This window comes from Shewanella decolorationis S12 (genome assembly GCF_000485795.1).
In the GTDB taxonomy this organism is placed as follows: domain Bacteria; phylum Pseudomonadota; class Gammaproteobacteria; order Enterobacterales; family Shewanellaceae; genus Shewanella; species Shewanella decolorationis.
This window is the reverse complement of record NZ_AXZL01000066.1, coordinates 118725-140293: the sequence shown is the minus strand read 5'-3', so window position 1 is coordinate 140293 and position 21569 is coordinate 118725. Positions and strand designations below refer to the sequence as shown.

17 protein-coding genes and 1 pseudogene are annotated in these 21569 nt (G+C 45.7%); 13 read left to right on the top strand and 5 right to left on the bottom strand.

Annotated elements, in window-relative coordinates; translation table 11 throughout:
• The first annotated feature begins 72 nt into the window (after positions 1-72).
• The 11 genes from SHD_RS11075 to SHD_RS11025 all read left to right on the top strand — a co-directional run bounded on the left by SHD_RS11075 (position 73) and on the right by SHD_RS11025 (position 14178).
• The gene (locus SHD_RS11075; RefSeq protein WP_023267199.1) at positions 73-3138 is read left to right on the top strand and encodes an amidohydrolase family protein; all 3066 of its coding nucleotides are present in this window, start codon (positions 73-75) and stop codon (positions 3136-3138) included.
• Entirely contained in the window at positions 3138-4427 is a 1290-nt protein-coding gene (locus SHD_RS11070; protein WP_023267198.1) for an amidohydrolase, read from the top strand. Before SHD_RS11075 ends, SHD_RS11070 begins: the two co-directional genes overlap by 1 nt.
• 77 nt (positions 4428-4504) lie before the next feature.
• Positions 4505-4885 (top strand): Rcs stress response system protein RcsF, encoded by a 381-nt coding sequence (rcsF, locus tag SHD_RS11065; RefSeq protein ID WP_039978165.1) that lies wholly within the window; start codon positions 4505-4507, stop codon positions 4883-4885.
• Positions 4886-4979: 94 nt separating this feature from the next.
• On the top strand, positions 4980-5714 hold the full coding sequence (gene tsaA, locus SHD_RS11060; RefSeq protein WP_023267196.1) for a tRNA (N6-threonylcarbamoyladenosine(37)-N6)-methyltransferase TrmO: 735 nt from the start codon (positions 4980-4982) through the stop codon (positions 5712-5714).
• Complete coding sequence (locus SHD_RS11055) at positions 5715-6344, top strand: acyltransferase (RefSeq protein WP_023267195.1); 630 nt, start codon at positions 5715-5717, stop codon at positions 6342-6344. It abuts the gene before it with no gap.
• Between the two features lie 170 nt (positions 6345-6514).
• Positions 6515-8227 carry a proline--tRNA ligase gene (locus SHD_RS11050; RefSeq protein WP_023267194.1) on the top strand — a complete coding sequence of 571 codons (1713 nt, stop codon included), beginning with the start codon at positions 6515-6517 and terminating at the stop codon, positions 8225-8227.
• Between the two features lie 267 nt (positions 8228-8494).
• On the top strand, positions 8495-9619 hold the full coding sequence (locus SHD_RS11045; protein WP_023267193.1) for a patatin-like phospholipase family protein: 1125 nt from the start codon (positions 8495-8497) through the stop codon (positions 9617-9619).
• Between the two features lie 272 nt (positions 9620-9891).
• On the top strand, positions 9892-10143 hold the full coding sequence (locus SHD_RS11040) for a hypothetical protein (protein ID WP_023267192.1): 252 nt from the start codon (positions 9892-9894) through the stop codon (positions 10141-10143).
• Between the two features lie 150 nt (positions 10144-10293).
• Complete coding sequence (locus SHD_RS11035) at positions 10294-11004, top strand: YjbF family lipoprotein (protein WP_023267191.1); 711 nt, start codon at positions 10294-10296, stop codon at positions 11002-11004.
• Positions 11005-11014: 10 nt separating this feature from the next.
• Positions 11015-11800, top strand: a complete 786-nt coding sequence (locus tag SHD_RS11030; protein ID WP_023267190.1) for a capsule biosynthesis GfcC family protein — start codon at positions 11015-11017, stop codon at positions 11798-11800.
• Positions 11800-14178, top strand: coding sequence for a YjbH domain-containing protein (locus tag SHD_RS11025; RefSeq protein ID WP_023267189.1), 2379 nt, complete (start codon positions 11800-11802; stop codon positions 14176-14178). Before SHD_RS11030 ends, SHD_RS11025 begins: the two co-directional genes overlap by 1 nt.
• A gap of 20 nt (positions 14179-14198) precedes the next feature.
• Here the strand turns inward: SHD_RS11025 and rfbC are convergent, their stop codons facing one another.
• The 3 genes from rfbC to SHD_RS11010 form a co-directional block, all read right to left on the bottom strand.
• A complete protein-coding gene (rfbC, locus tag SHD_RS11020) occupies positions 14199-14741 on the bottom strand; it encodes a dTDP-4-dehydrorhamnose 3,5-epimerase (RefSeq protein ID WP_023267188.1) in 543 nt (180 codons plus the stop codon).
• Positions 14728-15618, bottom strand: a complete 891-nt coding sequence (gene rfbA, locus SHD_RS11015; protein WP_023267187.1) for a glucose-1-phosphate thymidylyltransferase RfbA — start codon at positions 15616-15618, stop codon at positions 14728-14730. The genes rfbC and rfbA overlap by 14 nt, the downstream gene beginning before the upstream one ends.
• Before the next feature lie 144 nt (positions 15619-15762).
• A complete protein-coding gene (locus SHD_RS11010) occupies positions 15763-17124 on the bottom strand; it encodes a sensor histidine kinase (RefSeq protein WP_039978141.1) in 1362 nt (453 codons plus the stop codon).
• Positions 17125-17450: 326 nt separating this feature from the next.
• Between SHD_RS11010 and SHD_RS11005 the strand changes: the two genes are divergently transcribed.
• Positions 17451-17900, top strand: a complete 450-nt coding sequence (locus SHD_RS11005) for a copper resistance protein NlpE (protein ID WP_039978164.1) — start codon at positions 17451-17453, stop codon at positions 17898-17900.
• Between the two features lie 144 nt (positions 17901-18044).
• On the top strand, positions 18045-18812 hold the full coding sequence (locus SHD_RS11000) for a HutD/Ves family protein (RefSeq protein WP_023267184.1): 768 nt from the start codon (positions 18045-18047) through the stop codon (positions 18810-18812).
• A gap of 113 nt (positions 18813-18925) precedes the next feature.
• Here the strand turns inward: SHD_RS11000 and rfbB are convergent, their stop codons facing one another.
• Both rfbB and glmM read right to left on the bottom strand, forming a co-directional pair.
• Entirely contained in the window at positions 18926-19957 is a 1032-nt protein-coding gene (gene rfbB / locus SHD_RS10995; RefSeq protein ID WP_039978139.1) for a dTDP-glucose 4,6-dehydratase, read from the bottom strand.
• A gap of 245 nt (positions 19958-20202) precedes the next feature.
• Positions 20203-21554 (bottom strand): annotated as a pseudogene (gene glmM / locus SHD_RS10990) (phosphoglucosamine mutase).
• Between the last annotated feature and the right edge of the window lie 15 nt (positions 21555-21569).

The window sequence follows — 21569 nt, the reverse complement described above, 5'->3', positions numbered from 1 at the left end:
TACAATTCGGCTTTAGTAATTACATCTACTTTAGGTTACTCTTTACTCACCCTCCACCTAAGTAAATGAAAAATGCTGATAAACAACAAGATAATAATAAGCTGCGGCATAATAAGTAGTTTGGTATCCCACAACATTTTCGCCGAGGCTAATCCCATTCCCCCCGTCAATAAGCTAACGGCATTCACCAATGCCGAATTAATCCTAGCACCGGGGAAACGACTCGCAAACGCCACATTATTAGTTGAAAACAATCGGATCAAAGCCATTATTGAAAAAGGGGATATCCCAGAAGCGGCACTAAAAGTTGATCTCAGTGGTTATACTATCTATCCCGGTTTTATCGATCCCTTTACCGATTATGGTATCGAGTTTGAATATCCCAAATTAGGGCTGACTCGTCCGGTATATGATATTAAGCGTATCGGCGGTAATGCGGAAAATGGCGCAATTCACGCTGAAAAAGAATGGTTTAATTACGTTTACCCAAATAAAGAACGCGCAAGAGATTGGATCAATAACGGCTTCACCAGCGTACAAAGCAGTAAACTCGACGGTATTTTCCGCGGTACGGGTGTTAGCCTTTCATTAGCCGATAAAACCGCCAACGAGGTGATTTATCGTGCACGCAGCCAACCTTTTATGGCCTTCGATAAAGGCACATCTGAACAAGACTATCCCAATTCTCTAATGGGCAGTATCGCGCTTATCAGGCAAACCTTTGCCGATGCAAACTGGTATAACCAAAATAAGCACAAATCGGTTAATAGTTCAGCAAATGCTCAAATTGAATTTAATATCGCTTTCGAACGCTTAGATAACTTAGCCGAGAAACAAATCGTCTTTGAAACAAAAAACCTCAACGATTTGCTGCGCGCCGCTAACTTGCTCAAAGAACACCAGCTGCCCGCCAACCTACTCGCAAGTGGTCAAGAATATGCGCGCATCAATGAATTAAAAGCCCTAAATTATCCTTTGATCCTGCCGCTCAACTATCCGCAAGCACCCGATGTTGGCACCGATGATGCCGACCGTGAAGTCTCCCTTGCAGAACTCAGACAATGGGAACGCGCGCCCACAAACCCTGCAGCAGTCGCCAATGCAGGCATCCCTTTTGCCTTTACCCAATTTGGCATCAAAACCGAGGCATTTTGGCCACGTCTACGACAAGCCATCACCCAGGGACTGAGTGAGGACAAGGCCCTCGCCGCGCTGACGACTCAAGCCGCCGAGATGGCGGGGACGGCCGACTTCGCCGGTAAACTTGCCCCCGGCTATATGGCCGACTTTGTGATTACTAAGGGCAATATCTTTAAGGATGGGCAGATTTATAGCGTCTGGCTGCAGGGCGAAGAGCAATCCATTCGCTCACTCCCACAGGCCAAACTCTTGGGCGACTATCAGCTCACGCTGAATAATCTCACCTTAGATCTAAACCTTGAAGAAACGGGCAAAAAAGCCTTCCAAGGTCAGCTAAGCAGTGGAGAGAAGAGCATTCCAGTCACCAATCTTAAGCTTGAAGACGACGGCCGTGTGAGCTTTAACGCCGATTTAAGCGATGCGGGCATTCATGGCATCAGCCGTTTTACCCTCTGGCTCGCTAAGGATGGTATTCAAGGCCGTATGGTGGACGCCCAAAGTCGCAGCATTAATGTGGCGGGTATTGCTATCGCTTCGAGTCCAAAGACGGAACAAGAAGGCACGCCTAAGACCGATGCTGCACCGACTTTAGTGAGTCAACTCACCTACCCTAACGTCGCCTATGGTTTAAGCGATGCGCCAAAAGCCGAGAAACTCCATATTAAAAATGCCACCCTGTGGACCTCAGATAAACAGGGCATCTTAGAACATGCGGATCTGTTAATGGCCAATGGCCGAATTGAAAAAATCGGTCAGCAACTCAGCACACCTTCGGGTTATCAAGTACTCGATGCAACGGGTAAACATTTAACTGCGGGTATCGTCGATGAGCATTCCCATATTGCGATCAATGGTGGCACTAATGAAGGTACAGATGCGGTCACCTCTGAAGTGCGAATTGGCGATGTGATCAATCCCGAAGATATTTCCATCTACCGTGCACTCGCGGGCGGTGTCACCAGCGCACAATTACTCCATGGCAGCGCTAACCCGATTGGTGGTCAATCCCAGTTAATCAAGATGAAATGGGGTGAAAGTGCCGAGCAGCTTAAATTTGCCAATGCCCCTGCCAGTATCAAATTCGCCCTTGGCGAAAACGTCAAACAGAGTAACTGGGGCGAGAAGTTTGTTCAGCGCTTCCCACAAACACGCATGGGCGTAAAAGCCTTATTTGAAGAAACCTTCGATGCCGCACTCGCCTATGAGAAAGCGCTGAAGGACTATGATGACTTACGCAGCAGCGAGAAAAAGAAAACCATTGCGCCACATCCAAGCTATCGCCTACAGGCGGTGGCCGAAGTGTTAAAACAGCAGCGCGATGTGCATATCCACTCCTATGTGCAGTCAGAAATCTTAATGTTCCTGCGATTAGCCGAAGCCTATCAGTTTAAGGTGCAAACCTTTACCCACGTACTCGAAGGTTACAAGGTTGCCAGAGAACTGGCCGCCCATGGCGCAGGCGCCTCGACCTTTGCCGATTGGTGGGCCTATAAATTTGAAGTCTATGATGCAATTCCACAAAACGCCTGCCTAATGCAAAAACAGGGCGTGCTCACCAGCATCAACTCTGACGACTACGAAATGCAGCGCAGACTCAATCAAGAAGCGGCTAAGTCAATGATGTATTGCAATATGTCTAAAGAAGATGCCTGGAATATGGTGACCATCAACCCGGCGAAACAACTCAGGGTCGATGAGTATGTTGGCTCACTCACCCCAGGCAAAATGGCCGATATCGTGCTGTGGAACGCCGAGCCGCTGTCAATTTACGCCAAAGTGACCCAGGCTTGGGTCGAGGGTAAACGCTATTTCGATCGTGACCAAGACCTGCTTGCCCAGCAGCAGGTCGTCGTAGAGCGCGCCGCCCTTATCCAAAAAATTCTCAGTAGTGATGATAACGCCAAGGCGGGTGAGAAAGTCACCCCGCTTAACGAGCCACAATGGCACTGCGATACCCATTATCAGGCTTGGGGCCAAGATCATCAGGGAGCAAAATAATGAAGCACTTACCCACAACCTTGCTGCTGTCGACACTGGCTGTCACGCTGTCAGCGCAGGCACATAATCTCGTCCCTGCGGCCAAGCAAACCCAGAGCGTGTTGATTAAAAATGCCACTGTACATACCGTCAGCCAAGGGACATTAACCAATACCGATGTGTTGATTGAGCAAGGTAAAATTAGCGCCATCGGGCCACAGCTAAGCGTCAACGACGCGGATAGCCAAGCGCAGATCATCGATGCCACGGGCAAACACTTATACCCCGGCCTTATCGCACTCGATACCAGTCTTGGTTTAGTAGAAATCGAGATGGTGCGCCCAACCGTCGATAATGCAGAAGTCGGTGATTTTAATCCGCAAATTAGCGCAGCAACGGCTTACAACCCAGATTCCGAGCTATTGCCAACCATTCGCTACAATGGCATCACCCACGCACAAATCGTCCCCAGTGGCGACGGACTCGCGGGCCAATCTGTGGTCGTTGACCTCGATGCTTGGACGATTGAGGACGCCCTGCAACCAAGCGAAGGCCAATTTCATGTTTACTGGCCACAAATCAAGCGCATGCCAGAGGATGAAAAGGAAAAAGCCAAGGCCATAGAGAAAAATCAGCAGGCCATAGCGACACTCACCACAGCCTTTGAGGATGGCTATCGCTACTTTTTAAGCCATCAGGCAAAGGATTCGGCCAATACAGCCAATTTACGTTGGCAGGCCATGTTGCCCCTATACCAAGGCAAGGCCACGCTATTTGCCCATGCGGACAGCGTCAGCCAAATTGAGCAAGTCATTGCCCTGACGAAAAAATATCAATTTAAATTGGTGATTGTCGGGGGCTATGATGCATGGCGATTAGCTTCAAGTCTAAGGGAAGTGAACGCCAGTGTGATTTACCCGCACACCCTGAGCCTGCCCAAACGTAAAGATGAACCTGTGGATTTACCCTTTAAAATCCCTTCGTTGCTGGCAAGTGCGGGCATTCCCTATGCCCTTGGGTTTTCATCGGATTGGAACAGTCGTAACCTTCCCTATGCCGCGGGCTACAGTGCCGCTTACGGCGTCACGCCCGAGCAAGCATTAAAATCGGTGACCTTAGATGCAGCAAAACTGCTGGGGATCACCGATTTAGGCGCCATCGCCGTCGGTTATCAGGGCAGTGTTGTGCTGAGTGACGGGGATATCCTCGACCCTATGAGCAACAAAATTGATGCAATCTGGATTGAAGGACGGCAAATAGATCTGAATAATCGCCACCAGCAGCTTTATCAAAAGTATCTTAAGCGATAGAATTTGCTCAGATAAATCGCTCGATAACGCGCAGTCCGATGGACTGCGCCTATTTACCCTTAATCTCAGGTCAAACCATGAAAATCATCCTCTCAAGTGCATTAGTGCTACTGCTTAGCGCCTGTGCCAGCGATTACAGTTTTAACAGCAATTTGGACGGCGAGGCGATTAATGACTACTTCAAGGCGGGCGATGTCACGCTGTTTGAGGGCGATAGTTTGCCTAAAGGTCATTACGAATTAAAAGGTTTGGTTCAGGGCGAATCTTGCCAAGCCGATGTGAATGCGGTGCCCGCTTCCTTAAGTGAAGCCCGAACCGAGGCCCGCCGCGCGGCGGCCGATAAAGGCGCCAATGGCATCATCATCAAACAATGCGTAATGATGGAAGAAGCAGCCCAAGGCTGCGTCAGCCGCGCCCTCTGCGTTGGCCAAGCCATCAAAATGACCTCTGCCGACTAGTTCAAAGCGTGTATACTGCACGCCAATATTGATGTACTTAGCAACCTAGACCATCGGCGTTTGGGTTGTTGTCCTTGCTTTAGGTATTTTTTGCATGACATTTACCAACCAGATTACCGCTGTCGCCACTTGCCGCACTCCCTATAAACAAAAATTTGGCATTCCAAGGCAGCCCGGTTTGGTGGAGGCGCGCGGTTATGTTGAGCTGGAACCCCATGTCAATCATCTCGATGCCGTGCGCGGTATCGAGCAATATTCCCACCTTTGGTTGTTGTTTTGTTTCCATGAGAATCTCGCCCAAGGGTGGAAAACGACCGTACGCCCGCCCCGTTTAGGCGGCAATGAAAAACTCGGCGTATTCGCGACTCGCTCGACCTTTCGCCCGAATGGTATAGGCCAATCCGTGGTCAAACTCCACGGGGTGGTGCAACGTAAAGGCAAAGTATGCTTAGAGATTTCGGGCATGGATCTTGTCGATGGCACGCCCATTATCGATATTAAGCCCTATATTCCGTTCTCGGATTCGATTGAAGGTGCCGTCGGCGGTATCGCGCAAGAAGCACCAAAACTTATCCACGTAGTGTTTTCAGAACTCGCAGCAACCCAGATTGACGCTTACAGCAAGCAGGACGCCTATACCGATTTAGCCGTGCTCATCCACGGCGTGTTGGGGCAAGACCCTCGCCCCGCCTATAAAAAAGCCAAAGATGACCCCAAGTTATATCAAGTGGCTTTGTATGATTTAGATATCTTTTGGCATATGGCGGTCGATGATGATGAACGGGAATACATTCAGGTATTAGAACTCAAACCGGGGAAATGTGGCTAAATGCAGAAGCTAATCACAACGGCCTTGCCTGATTATCAAAGCCAACATAAAAAGCGTCTGTCTTGGATGCCCTGGCTGTATTTCTCACTCAAAGAAAAACACTTAGTCTGGGCCAAACCTTGGCAGGATGAAGTGCAAGCCAACCTTTGTGCCCTCGAAACCGTGACCATTGGCGAGAACTGTTTTATTGCGCCCGAGGCGCAGTTATTTGCCGAGCCCAATCGCGATATCACAATCGGTAACCGCTGCATGATTGCCGCTGAATGCTTTTTGCACGGCCCTATCACGCTCGGTGACGAAGTCGCTATCAATCACGGCTGCTCCTTCGATGGCGGCCGAGTGGGCATTCAGATTGGCTCCCAAACCCGCATTGCTAACCATGTCACTATTTATGCGTTTAATCATGGCATGGCGCCCGATACGCCCATTTATCAACAAGCCTCAAACTCTAAAGGTGTCGTGATAGGTAAAGATGTGTGGATTGGCGCACAGGCAGGGATAGTCGATGGTGTCACCATTGGCGACCACGCTGTGATTGGCATGGGCTGTATTGTCACTAAAGATATTCCCGCATGGGCCATCGTCGCCGGCAATCCCGCCCGGGTGATTGGCGATAGGCGGGATAAATAACTCACTTAGTTTTATCTGTATGCATCGCCCTCTGTGGCGACGCGGCACACTTTGTAAAATGAAAACGGCCATTTGTCTGCAGCTGATTGAATTTAACCTCAATCCATAGGTGACATCATCGAAGCAGGTGATAAAATGGCGCCCATTCAACTCAAATTTGGACATCGGTAATGCGCGTTAGCAAATACCTACTTTCTACTCAAAAAGAAACACCTGCGAATGCAGAAGTCATCAGCCATCAATTAATGCTACGTGCGGGTATGATCCGCCGTAACGCTTCAGGTCTATACAGCTACTTGCCTACGGGCCTGCGTGTATTACGTAAAGTCGAAGCTATTGTTCGTGAAGAAATGAACAAAGCGGGCGCGATTGAAATCCTAATGCCTATGGTGCAACCGGCTGATTTATGGGTAGAAACGGGTCGCTGGGACAAATTTGGTCCTGAGCTGCTGCGTTTTAAAGACCGCCATAACCGTGACTTCGTGCTGGGGCCAACCCACGAAGAAGTTATCACCGACCTAATCCGTAAAGAAGTCAACTCTTACAAGCAATTACCGCTGAACCTTTACCAAATTCAAACCAAATTCCGCGACGAAGTGCGCCCACGCTTTGGCGTGATGCGTTCGCGCGAATTCCTGATGAAAGATGCGTATTCTTTCCATCTGGACGTGGATACCATGAATGAAACCTATGAGGCCATGTATCAAGCCTATAGCAACATTCTGTCGCGCATGGGCTTAGCCTTCCGCCCAGTTTTAGCGGACACGGGTTCTATCGGTGGCAGCATGTCACACGAGTTCCACGTATTAGCGCAAAGCGGTGAAGACTTAATCGCCTACTCTACTGGCAGCGACTATGCCGCTAACATCGAGAAAGCCGAATCGCCAATGCCGACCGAAGCGCGTGGCGCGGCGACTGAAGAGTTACGTTTAGTCGATACCCCAAATGCAAAAACCATTGCCGAGTTAGTTGAGCAATTCGGTTTAGATATCACTAAGACAGTGAAAACCTTGATTGTGAAAGGTGCAACAGAAGAAGCACCACTGGTTGCGCTGATTGTACGTGGCGACCACGAGCTGAACGAAATCAAGGCAGACAAGTTAGATTTAGTAGCATCACCATTAGAGTTTGCCCCAGAAGCGCTGATCCGTGACGCCATTGGTGCAGGCCCTGGCTCATTAGGCCCTGTCGGCCTGAATATGCCTATCATCATCGACCACAGCGTAAGCGTGATGAGCGACTTCGCCGCCGGCGCAAACCAAGATGATAAACACTACTTTGGCATCAACTGGGAACGCGATCTGCCACTGGCTCAAGCTGCCGATATCCGGAACGTGGTTGAAGGTGAGCCAACACCTGATGGTTTAGGCACTTACGCTATGGCGCGTGGTATCGAAGTGGGTCATATCTTCCAACTCGGTACTAACTATTCTAAATCGATGAATGCGACTGTTCTCGATGAGAACGGTAAATCACAGGTGCTACTGATGGGTTGTTACGGTGTGGGCGTAAGCCGTATCGTGGCGGCAGCAATTGAGCAAAACTTCGATGACCGCGGCATTGTATGGCCAGAAGCCATTGCGCCATTCAGTGTGGGCATTCTGCCAATGAATATGCACAAGTCACACCGCGTGACCGATATCGCCGAGCAGTTATACAAAGACTTAAGTGCTGCGGGTATCGATGTCCTGTTGGATGACCGTAAAGAGCGTCCTGGCGTAATGTTCGCGGATATGGAACTGATTGGTATTCCACACACAGTGGTGATTGGCGATCGCAATATCGACGCTGGCGTTTTTGAATACAAAAACCGCCGCACTGGTGAAAAGCAAGATGTGCCATTCGACCAAATCGTCGATTTCTTGAAGAATCTGCAAGCTTAAGCACTGTCTTTTGCGCTGAATGCACATTGTGCCTGTGTGAGTTAATGGTTAGCCATTAACCTTTCAATACAGAAACGCACTTAGGTTAAACTTAAGTGCGTTTTTTTATTTCCCGTCTGTTGATTGCAAAGTGGCTCTTAAGCACTCACCTTCAACGCTTCTCATCAAAAACTAAAGAAATGTCATTAAGATAACTGCTCAGACTTGCTTTTTTAGAGTAGGCATTGCTTTAATAAAATTATAATAACAAATCGTTGAGTATTAAGATTGCCAACATCAACAGCATTAGTCCTCGGTGGCGGTGGCGCTCGTGCCGCCTATCAAGTGGGAGTGTTAAAAGCACTGGTCCAGCTTTATCCGCGCAACCATGGTATCCCCTTTAAAATAATATGTGGTACTTCCGCTGGCGCCATTAACGGCACGTCAATTGCCACCCATGCGTCATGTTTTCATTTGGGTGTCAAAAAACTCGAGTGGGTTTGGCGCCATTTTGAAACCAGAAAAGTGTATCGCGCCTCGATTCCTGGCGTGTTAAGCCATCTAACCAAGATGGCTCTCAAAGGCTTACAGGATGATAAGGTTAATACCGACGCTGGCAGCTTGCTCGATAACGAGCCTTTACGGCATTTATTGAATGAGCTTATTGATTTTAAAAGAATTGATCGCAATATTCGCAATGGCGCATTAACGGCACTCAGTGTCGATACTTCTTGCTATAACAACTCACGCTCGGTGACGTTTTTTCAAGCGGCGCGGGATATTGAAAACTGGACTCGCGCCAGACGCAGCGGCGAGAGGCGAATGTTAAATACTGAACATCTATTAGCAAGCTCAGCGATCCCTATGGTGTTTCCGTCGATTAAACTTAATCAAGCTTATTATGGTGATGGCTCAGTCCACCAACTCGCACCGCTCTCAAGCCCAATTCATTTAGGGGCCAGTAAGTTATTGGTAATAAACCTCGATAGTCCCCATAAGCATTTTCCAATGGAATTAGAATATCATCCGAAGACAGCGACTATCGCTGGTCATCTGCTGGATACTATCTTTTCCGACACCTTAAATAGCGATCTGGAGCGCTTAGAGCGGATTAATCATACACTATCACTTATCCCCGAAGAGAGTCGCAGTCAGCTAGCGTTGCACCCTATAAAAACCTTAGTGATAAAACCCAGCGAAGATTTAAGTAAAATCGCCGCCCGATTTTATGATGATATGCCCTGGGCGATTAAGACCTTATTGGGATTTATCGGTATCGACCGACAATCAGACTCGAGTATTGTGTCTTATCTTTTGTTTGAGAAGTCCTACACCAGTGCCTTGATCGAATTAGGTTATAAGGACGGTATAGCGCAACTTGACGAACTTAAAGCATTTTTCAATTTAACTTAATGCAATACCACCTACACCTAGATAAGGCTTGCAAAAATCGAATTGAAGCCCGCGTCTTGCCATGTTATAAATTAGGCGATGACATAATTTCTTAACTAAGATGTGCGAAACTCATTAAAAATTAAGGATTATTCAGTAGCAGCTAAGCAGTAAATCAGTCTAAAGTCTGAAAGGCGGAATAGATTTAACATTGATCATTTAAGTTGAATCGCCTATCATGCTGTACTAGATTAGCTAAAAATTAGGTTAATTTTTTCTAAAAGGGAATCACGATGAAAAAAACTTCATTAGCACTTATCGCTGCTATGTCAATGTTAGGTTCAGTTGCAGCTAACGCTAACACTGGTGGTACAACTACTGGTGGCAGTGCTGGTGGCGCAGCTGGTGGTATCGTTGCTGGTGGTATTGCAGCTGGTGCAGTTGTTACTGGTGTTTTAGTAGCAGCTAACAGTTCTGATGGTAGCCCTGCTGCGACTGGTACTGGTACTGGTACTGGTACTGGCACAACTACTGGCACTAACTAATCTATTAGTCAGTGTATTTAAACAACCGCCTTATTGGCGGTTGTTTTTTTTAGGCTTTTTGTAAACAAAATGTATGCTTAATCTAGCTTGAAATCACGCCATCATATATTTACATTGGTTAACAACTACTATTGAGAATAAGCAACTCGGATGCGTATATATAAAAAAATTTTTCCCTTAATTGCTGTTTCAGCAGTATGTCTGAGCCTCTCAGGCTGTAGTCAACGAATAAGTGCATTAAACGATACGATTAAACTCGCCTTTTGGGGAAATGAAGATGTAGTACTCACCCCTGAGCAGGTATCAGCTAATCCTTATGCAAGTATCTATGTAAAAATGGAAGATACAGCTCAAGCATTTGTGGTGTTAGCCTTTGCAGAGCCTAAAATCAGCCTATCTTCAGTTAAAAATGCACCTAAAGTGCTAGAGCTGAAATGGTTATCAGCAGATAATGGCATGTTAGTGACAGTCAATGGCCGTTTAGTCAAAACCCATAATCTGCTCACGGGTAATTTAGCGGCTGTTGAAAGTGAAGAGCCAGATCCACTGTTATTAGGATTACACTTAAGCTCCACCCCCAAAACTTGGACGAGAACGCTCGACTGGCAACCAGGTTATCACTATGGCTATAAAGCAAAATCAGAGTTTAAACTGATTAGCGACGAAAATATTCTAATCAATGGCACTCCCACACCGGCTTTACATTTTAGTGAAAGCGTCTCTGTGGATGCGCTGAATATCCAATATCAAAATGAGTTTTGGCTAAACCCTCAGACTGGCAGCGTTATTAAGAGTCATCAGAAGATTGCACCCAATCTGCCATTTATTGATATCACCTTACTGAAGCCTTTTGCCGCTTAGTGGAGCCATAATGAGATCATATATTACCCCGTTGGCACTGCTAGCAAGTTCACTATTTTTGCCTAATGTTGAAGCTAATACCCAACTTTTTGTCAGTACCTCGGCATCAAATCCACCTCAATTGCAAATCACCTATCCTTCAGCCATTAGAGTCGGACAAGCGGTGCAGGATGGGTTAACTCAACTTCCATTTTATAATCAAACAACTAAAAATGAGGCCATGCCAATTTATTGGCTAGGTGCAGCCCTATTGGATACAAAAAATACGGCAACATTAGAAGTCACTCGTCAGCAAGTATTACAAGAGTTAGCTAATATGGGCAAACAAGTCGATAATAGTCAATTTATCGCAAAGTTAGCTAAATTTGCTCAGTACTTACGTAATATTAAACTTGGGCAGCGACTTAATCAGCCATTAGATCTTGATTTAATTAGGATTACCGATGCATTCAATCCAGTTATAGACGGCGATTTTTTACTTGTACTACCTCCTCGTCCAACCACTATTACAGTCGTTGGCGCAGTAGAGCGTACAGGTGAACAACTATGGCAATCGCGAGCCAGCAGTAAGGATTACCTGACACAAGCGGGTTTACTCGATAATGCTGAAAATAGCTTTGTGTGGATTATTCAACCCGATGGTAACGCAATAAAACAACCCATCGCCTATTGGAATTACCAAGCTCAGGATATCGCCCCTGGCGCAATACTCTTTGTTGAATTTTCAGCTCTCTTTGATGATCTCGAAAAATTAAACAACAACATTATTGAATTACTCAAAAATCGGGCTCTGTAATGAAAAATTCGACCCCCACTTTGCATACATTCGGGCGTTTATCCGCGCTATCATTAGCACTGCTGCCTTTTTTACATGTTAACGCCGATGAGTTTTCTTATCCTACTCTCCAACCTTCACAGTCAGATTTTGGTGGCGTTGGTCTCATGCAAATGCCTACTGGCCGCATGGCACCTGAAGGTGAGTTTAACTTTGCCACCACTTATAACGATGAATATCAGCACTTTACCGCCTCAGTGCAATTATTCCCTTGGTTTGAAACTAATATTCGCTATACGCTAGTGCAAGACCTACTTTACAGTAGCGATCCTACTTTCAGTGGCAACACCAAATACACAGATAAAGGTATCGATTTTAAGGTACGTCTGCTCGAAGAAAGCAATTGGTTACCAGAGACCTCGATAGGCGTGCGAGACTTTGGTGGTACAGGTCTATTTGATGGCGAATTTATCGCTGCAACAAAACGAGTAGGCCCTCTCGATTTTACTTTGGGCATTGGCTGGGGCTATATAGGCAATAGTGGCAACCTCACTTCCGATAAAAAAGACCTAAATTACAACTGTGATAGAGATACCTCTTATGGTGGTAAAGGTGGAACCGTAGATTACCAACGTTGGTTTAAGGGCTGTGCAGCGCTTTTTGGTGGTGTTGAATACCAAACGCCTTGGAAGCCACTACGTTTAAAAGTCGAATATGATGGCAATGACTATCAATCCGATTTTCCCGTAGTAGCTGGAGCAGCTGAAATGCCACAGGACAGTAAATTTAACTATGGAATGCTCTATCGATTCGGTGACTGGGGCGACCTACATTTAAGTTATGAGCGTGGTAATACTTGGACGCTCGGTTTTAGTCTGCAAACTAATTTTAATACCTTATCGCAGATTAAACGTGATCCAGAGGCTGCTAAATACAAACCGCTTCCTGCCACGCCATTAACACTTGCACAAACAGGCTCCCCTGCGGAGGTAAACACAGCCAAAGTCGAGCAAGAGACTGCGAGTGCAGAGACTTCCGCTGCGGATAAATCAGAACAGCAAAATGTTGAGGTAGTAAATCTAGAGCCTGCAAACGCTTCCATTCAAGCTGTTGAGAATACCCAAGTGGATTGGAATCGGGTTGCTCAGGACTTACAAACCATCGCAGGGTATGCGAACGCCAAAATTTATTTGGATAAAGACAGCATAACTGTCCTAGGTGAACAAACCAAATTCCGTGATAGAAATGAAGCACATCAAAGAGCGGCAACCATACTCGCTAATAACACTGATGCAGCTCGTATCAAAGAGTATCGGTTGATTGAAACTCGTTATAGCCAACCAATAACCGAAACCCGCATCGATGCGCAAAAATTTGCCCAAGTGGCAAGTTATGGCTATCTGAATGCTAAAATCACTGATGCCAGTACTGTGAGTGTTCCCAGCTTACCACAGGGAGAACAAGTCAATAACACTGATAAAGATTGGTTAGATAAGCTTAGCTTCGATGTTTCGCCCACCATGGCTCAATCCTTCGGCGGTTCTGAAGGTTTTTATATGTTCAATATTGGAGTGACTGGCAGTGCTAATTATCGTTTTACAGATAATGTTGATTTTGCAAGTTCCCTATATCTGAATATTTATGATAACTACGATAAATTTCTATATGAAGTTCCACCAGATACTAACGATCTAAAACGGGTTCGAACCCTAGTCCGTCAATATGTTCATGATAATCCTGTCAGAGTCACTAACTTGCAATTAACTTGGATGGATAATCTAAGCGACAACATTTCTTATCAAGCCTATGGCGGCTATTTAGAAATGATGTATGGTGGTGTGGGAACAGAATTCCTCTATCGACCACTTAACAGCCAATGGGCTTTTGGTGTAGATGTTAATTACGTCAAACAGCGCGATCCCGATAGCATGTTCGGCTTCTTTGACGATGAACATCAATATGATCCAATTACAGGTCGTTCATACAGGGCACAAACAAGAACGATCGTAGGTAATGCTACCGTCTATTATCAACCGGACTGGTTCCCCAATACCCTATTAAGGATCAGTGCAGGCAAATATTTAGCCGAAGATAAAGGGATAACAGTTGATTTCTCGAAACAATTTGATAGTGGTGTGATTGTCGGTGCCTATGCGACTAAGACCAACCTTTCATCGGAAGAATATGGTGAAGGAAGCTTTACTAAAGGTTTTTACATCTCTATTCCGTTCGATTTGATGACCATTAAATCAACCCATAGCCGAGCAACAATTGTCTGGTCGCCGCTCACCCGTGATGGGGGCCAAATGGTGGGACGGAAATATTATCTCTTTGATAATACTGATGCTCGCTCACCTTGGTTCACCCGCCCCAGCACTGAAAATAAGTCGGTAAAATAACAAAAAACCGCCGTTAGCGTTTAGACGTTAACGGCGGCTTTTGCATCCCTTGCAGAAAGAATGGGCGTTTCATCTAACAGCGGCCAGTCGATTGCAAACTTAGCACAATTCCAAGGCAACACATATTCATCGTCTGGCGCGTAATAATCAGTGCAGCGATACAACACATCTGCGAATTCGCTCAACACATAAAATCCATGGGCAAACCCAGGCGGGATCCACATTTGTAAATGATTATCGGCAGAAAGTATCCTGCCAACCCATTTTCCATAAGTCACAGATTGCGTACGAATATCAACGGCAACGTCAAAAATACTGCCAGCACATACGCGTACTAATTTGCCCTGCGGATGCTGGAGTTGATAATGCAACCCACGCAAAACATGCTGCTGCGAGCGACTATAGTTATCTTGCACTAACGCTGGAGCTTCAAATCCGCGACTACGTAAGCAATCAGTAAAGTAGCTTTGCCGAAAGGTTTCCATAAAAAAACCGCGTTCATCACCAAATAATTGAGGCTCGAACACCAATACTTCAGCAAGCTCGGTTTCAATGCACTTCATTAAATACCTGTTTATTTAGTAAACCTAAGAGATATTCACCATAGCCACTTTTAATTAAAGGTTGTGCTAAAGCGGTAAGTTGCACAGCATCTATCCAACCAAACTGGAATGCCACTTCTTCAGGGCAGTTCACTTTCAACCCTTGGCGTTTCTCTATGGCAGCAATAAATTGTGTTGCTTCAGCCATCGCATCCGGCGTTCCCGTATCGAGCCAAGCAGTGCCGCGCCCCATAATTTCAACCTGCAACTCCCCAAGTTGAAGATACTGGTTAATTACATCGACAATTTCTAATTCGCCTCGTGCAGAGGGAACAACGTTTTTAGCCAACTGGCTCGCTTTGTGATCAAAGAAATATAAACCAGGAATAGCATAGGAAGATCGAGCTGCGGTCGGCTTCTCTTCGATAGAAATAGCTTTGCCATGGGAATCAAACTCAACGACGCCATAAGCATTAGGATTCGCGACATGATAACCAAATACGGTGGCACCAACGTCTAATTGAGTTGCATTGCGTAGATTGGTGCTAAGTTGCTGTCCATAAAATAGGTTATCGCCGAGTATTAACGCACAGGAGTGGCCAGCAAGAAAGGGGGCTGCAATGATAAGGGCCTCAGCTAATCCCCTTGGTGAAGGCTGCACAGCATATTCAAGCCGGATCCCCCAACATCGCCCATCTCCCAGTAATGCCTTAAAAAGTGGCAAATCATAAGGAGTACAAATAATCAAAATATCTCTTATACCCGTCTGCATCAGAGTCACTAAAGGGTAATAGATCATTGGCTTATCGTAGATAGGCAATAATTGCTTACACACAACCTGCGTCATAGGATAAAGGCGAGATCCTGTACCACCCGCCAATAGAATGCCTTTTCTCATTGATATATCAAGGATTAATGAATTGAATCAAGACGCAGATTGTAGCATATAAATACAACCTAATCGCTGCCGATGGCTTACGAGAAAAAGTAGAACATCGCTATGCAACTTCGAGATTCTAGGTGCTAGGTGCTAGGTGCTGCATTATTTTTCAGGAAGTTGAATCTCGACTTTTACACCTTGATTAGGCGAAGAGGTCAGCATAATGCTGCCATGGAGCTTTTGGGTAACCAAATTATAGATAATGGACATGCCTAAGCCAGTACCGCCATTTTTACGGGCGGTGGTAAAAAAAGGTTCAAAGGCTTTTAGTTTGACCTCATCCGTCATACCGACACCATTATCTTGATAACTCATGCAAATGTTCGAGCCTTGCAGTTCAACTCGGATAGTAATTTGCTTATCACCAGCAAAATTGTCAGGAAAACCATGGCGAAAGCTATTGGCAACGAGATTAGTAAAAATTTGTGCAATGGCACCAGGATAAGAATCAATCGAAATATCGTCATCAAGTTCAACGACTAAGGCGATATTTTTTTTGCGCATCAATGGTCTTAATGAACTAAAAATCTGAAAAATATAAGTCTTCAAATTAAATCGTTCACGCTCGAGTACAGACTGATCTGCGGCCGTTCGCTTAAAGTTATGCACCAGCTCGGCAGCGCGAGTCAGATTGCGTTCTATCAACCCTAAACCATCTTGCATGGTATTAATAAAGGTTAAAAATTTATCTTCATCCAGTTCATTTTGTTCAAATGCAGCTTTTAACAAGGCAACTTCATCTAAGCAATGGGTCACTGACGTAACCGCAATCCCCAAAGGCGTATTGACCTCATGGGCAACCCCTGCGACTAAGCTTCCTAACGCCGCCATTTTCTCATTCTCAATCAAATGGTGCTGAGTTGAACGCAAATCGGATAATGCCGTTTCTAACTCTTCGGTGCGGCGCGCGACTTGAGCCTCTAAATCAGTATTAATCGCCTGTAATTGCAGCTGATAATCTAAAATCTCCTTTGCACTCATTGCTCGGCCAAATAAATCAGCCAAAGCAGAGGCAAAAGCTTTTTCATCACGAGTCCATTCTCTTGGTTCACCTTGATGTTCAGAGCAAATAATGCCCACCATCTTGCCACGATGGCGTATAGGGCTATCTAACATCGAGGTAATGCCATGAGGCACTAAGTAAGCCTTTACAAACTCATGGGTCGCTCTATCAGTTTGAGCCTGATTAGCCACTATCGCCCTTTCATTATCTAATAGGCTGAAATAATGGGGGTATTGCTCACGCGTTAAAACAAAAGCTTCCTGTCTTTGCATATTATCCAGCAGGTAAAAGCAACGCATACTTTGGTGATCGTCAGCCCATAACCAAATACCAGCTCGACTGATTTTGAGACCTTGGCAAACAGAAGAAACAATTAATTGTGATGCCTCAACTAAATCTCCACCATCAATAGTGGAGGAACGACTTACATCAAATAAAATCCTATCTAACATGCGCGTCATAACGATGATATACCTCAGCAGCTATTGTCTGAGATTGAAATCAGGCAATAAAATCAAAAACTCACTCTTAAGTAGTAGTCTTTAGTATAGATTCAATCTGCAAACTCACTAGCAAGAATACTCAGGCTAGCGCCTAGTAATCCAAGATAGACATTGGGATAGTAGAAAATGATCATCACACGATACCAATTTATCTCCTCCGCTATCCCTTATTTTAGGTGCAAAAAGCTTCGTGAGATGCAAAGCTCCATTAATAAATATGCTTGGCGCAAATGATGATGACAGTTATGATCCCCAAGGTTACAAATCAAACGGTTGAGATGAATATGAAACATCCACTTTTTATTATCGCCTTACTCGCAGTCATGGTCACGGCCTGTAGCGACCCACAATACACAACTCCTCACAGCTCAATCACACAAAACTCAGAAGCTAAAACTACCATTCCACTAGGCGATACCAGCCAAAATGCGCTCGATTGGCCTGGTGAGTATGAAGGCGTTATACCCTGCGCAAGCTGCGAAGGTATTAAAACCACGCTAACACTACAGGTTGATAACAGCTTTGAATTGAAAAGCATTTATTTGGGTAAAGACGAAACTATCTTTAAAGTGGTAGGGAAATTTGACTGGGATACCAATGGCTCAAAGATTACCTTATCCGATGGCAGTAAATACCTCGTCGGTGAAAACCAACTTTTTATGTTAGACACGGATGGCAATAGGATTAACGGCGAATTAGCTGAAAATTATATTTTGAAAAAGAAAGGGATGTAGAAGAGGTCATTGCAGCGTTTTAGCAGGGAGATGCTGAGTATTCTCCCCCGCTAAAACACTGAGATTCTAGATTCTAAAGCAAGCTTGTCAGCGTCTTAGATCCTCGCATCGACTATCCTCAGAATTAAAAAGAGTAATCAACACGTGAACTCTACTATCCAGATTATCCGTTATGAAGAATGCGAATCGAGCTTATGGAAAAATGGCGGCGGCAGCACTAAACAACTGCTGATATGGCCAAAGGGGGCAGACCTCAGCAACTTTGATTTTAGGTTCAGCATCGCCACCATTTCGAGTAACGGCCCCTTCTCACTCTTCCACGGCATAGATAGACAACTTTGTATACTGGAGGGCGAAGGCGTAAAGCTGATGATATCTGAAAATGGAGCTAAATCGAGCGAACTCATACTGCGCCCAAGTCAACCTGCATTTTGTTTTAGCGGCGAAACTCAGATCGAAAGCCAGCTCTTAGATAAGCAAATTATCGACTTTAATGTGATGACCAAACGCAGCAAGTATCGCGCGTATATTGAACGGCTGGAATTAAATGGCTCGTTCAGCCTTGAGCCCTCCAAAACCTGTCATGAAGATAATGTCCATCGACCAAACAAGCCACACAATAACGAGCCACAACAATGGTTATTGTGCCTTGAACCGCTGAACTTAGTTTATCAAGGAAAAATTATTCAACTTAAGCATTATGATATGGTGCAATACTTACGAGGCCAGGATTTACAAGTGCAGCCTTCAGAAATACCGCGATTAGAAGCTGCAGCTCCAGAAGCAAACTGTTCAAACAACGGTCAATCTGTAATTAAGCAGACCAAAGCAGACAACCAGCATCCATTAAACCATAAACAAACTCAGGTGCTGCGCATAGTTATAGAATGCATAAAAGGTTATAAATTCTAGAGCTACCAAGTGGCGTTCCAGAGGCTTAGACCGCCTAAACAGTTGCGAAGCAACGCCCTAGATTCTAGAGCCGCATAGTGCTGTTCTAGGGCGCGCTTGCGCGAGTAAGAGTACTAGTCGCTCGTTTTAAGATATTGCTGGTTAATGATCCACTCGACCGTTTTTCTGAGGCCTGACTCAAAAGACTCTTGCGCTCTCCAACCTAATTCACGTTGAATTTTACTGGCATCAATGGCGTAGCGCACATCATGGCCAGGCCGGTCAACTACATACTGAATTAAATCAGCAAAACCCGCATTACCCATTGCAAGAGATTGCGGATGAGTAGGCACTAACTCCTCTAATAAGGCGCAAATGTGCCGCACAACCGTCAAATTAGTTTGCTCGCAGGAGCCACCAATATTATAGGTTTGTCCAAGCTGGCCTTGAGTCGCGACTAAATAGAGCGCCTTAACGTGATCATCCACATACAACCAATCGCGAACTTGCTGACCATTACCATAAATTGGTAACGGTTTACTCTGCAACGCATTGATGACCATTAAGGGAATGAGCTTTTCAGGGTATTGAAAAGGGCCATAGTTATTGGAGCAGTTGGTAATCACTATTGGTAAAGCATAGGTTCGATGCCAAGCACGAACCAAAAGATCCGCTGAAGCTTTACTTGCCGAATAAGGAGAGCTCGGATCATAAGCAGAGGTTTCGCTAAACAATCCAGTTTCGGTCAGAGAACCAAAAACCTCATCGGTGGAAATATGGTGCAATCGAAAACGGCGCTGTTGTGCTTGCCCTAAAGTTTGATAATAACTACGGCATGCCTCGAGCAATGTGTAAGTTCCCACGATATTGGTTTGAATAAACTCCGCGGGCCCATCTATTGAACGGTCCACATGGCTTTCGGCTGCTAAATGCATCACAAGATCGGGTTGGAATTGCTGCAACACCTGCTCTAACCTTGCCCTATCGCAAATATCTGCCCGCACAAAATGATAGCGCTCACTATCAGCAACACCCGCCAGAGATTCAGGATGGCTCGCATAGGTCAGCTTATCGAAGTTGAGCACCACTGACTCCGTTTGCTCAATCAACATACGGACCAAAGCCGATCCAATAAAACCCGCACCACCCGTAACAAGAATTCGCATATCACCTATCTCTGCAAGCAAAGGCCAGAAAGCAAAAAAGCCAGCAAGTATACAACAAAAAATAGGGTGGGCTTCGAAAAGCCGAACATATCGCTGACGGATTACGAAACGCTCGCACATTCCGTAGCCGTAAAGCGGCGCTCGTAGAAGCTAGATCGCTTCGCTGCCAGAGTCTAAAGCGACGTAGTGGCGTTCTAGAGCGAGCTGGCGAGCGTACTTGCGGCCGAAGGCCGTCAGCGCCAGCTTTACGCTGCTCTTACTGCCTCTGCGATAAATTCAGCTTGTTGTTGGGTCAAGGCAATGTCCGTAGATTCAACCATTACTCGAATTAAGGGTTCGGTACCCGATTTGCGTAATAATACTCGCCCCTTGTCTCCTAAAACTCCCTCAGCGGTTAGCACAGCTTGTTTAACACTGTCTTTAGCCAAAATACTATCCGCACTGCCAGAGGTTAAACGCACATTGATAAGCACTTGCGGCAATTTCGTCATGCCCGCTTTAAGCTCTGCCAAACGCTTACCCGACTCTAAAACGGCCTTAAGTACCTGCAAAGAAGCCACAATACCATCACCTGTGGAAGCATGCTGTAAGCTCAAAATATGTCCAGAACCTTCACCGCCAAGTTTCCAGCCAGTTTCTTTAAGTTGCTCAACCACATAGCGGTCACCAACCTTAGCCCGCACGAAAGGAATATCCATTTGTTTGAGTGCCAGTTCTAAACCGAGGTTTGACATAAGCGTACCAACTACCCCGCCCTGCATCCCACCTTTTTGATATGCCGCTTGTGCCAAAATAAACAAAATCTCATCGCCATCAACCACATGGCCATTATGGTCAACAAACATGACGCGGTCGGCATCACCATCGAGCGCAATACCTAAATCCGCTTCATGGATCATCACCGCAGATTGCAAGCTATCTAAATGTGTTGCACCACAATGATCGTTAATGTTCACGCCGTTGGGTTTGTCGTTAATGCTAATCACCTCAGCCCCTAACTCGCGATACACATTGGGTGCAATATGGTAGGCTGCACCATGGCACTATCGACAACAATTTTTAATCCCGCCAAGCTTAAATGATTTGGGAAGGTTCCCTTACAAAACTCAATATAACGACCAGCAGCATCATCAATGCGGCGCACCTTGCCAAGCTTTTCAGAAGCAACACATTGCAGCGCATTATGCTCAAGCGCTTGTTCTAATAGCGCTTCAATTTCAAGCTCTTGTGCATCATTTAGCTTAGTGCCTGTGTTTGAAAAAAACTTAATACCATTATCATAAAAAGGATTATGGGAAGCACTGATCACCACGCCTGCGTCAGCTCTAAAGGTTGAAGCTAAATACGCCACTGCAGGCGTTGGAATGGGGCCAATCAAAGCCACATTTACACCAGCAGCAGAAAAACCAGCTTCCATTGCGGACTCCAACATATAACCACTAATGCGAGTATCTTTACCAATCAACACTTCTTTCGTACCAGTGGATGCAAGTACCGTCCCAGCCGCCCAACCTAACTTCATCGCAAAATCGGGGGTAATAGGAAATGTCCCAACCTTGCCACGCACACCATCAGTACCAAAATACTTCCTAGACATACAAATCCTTATAAA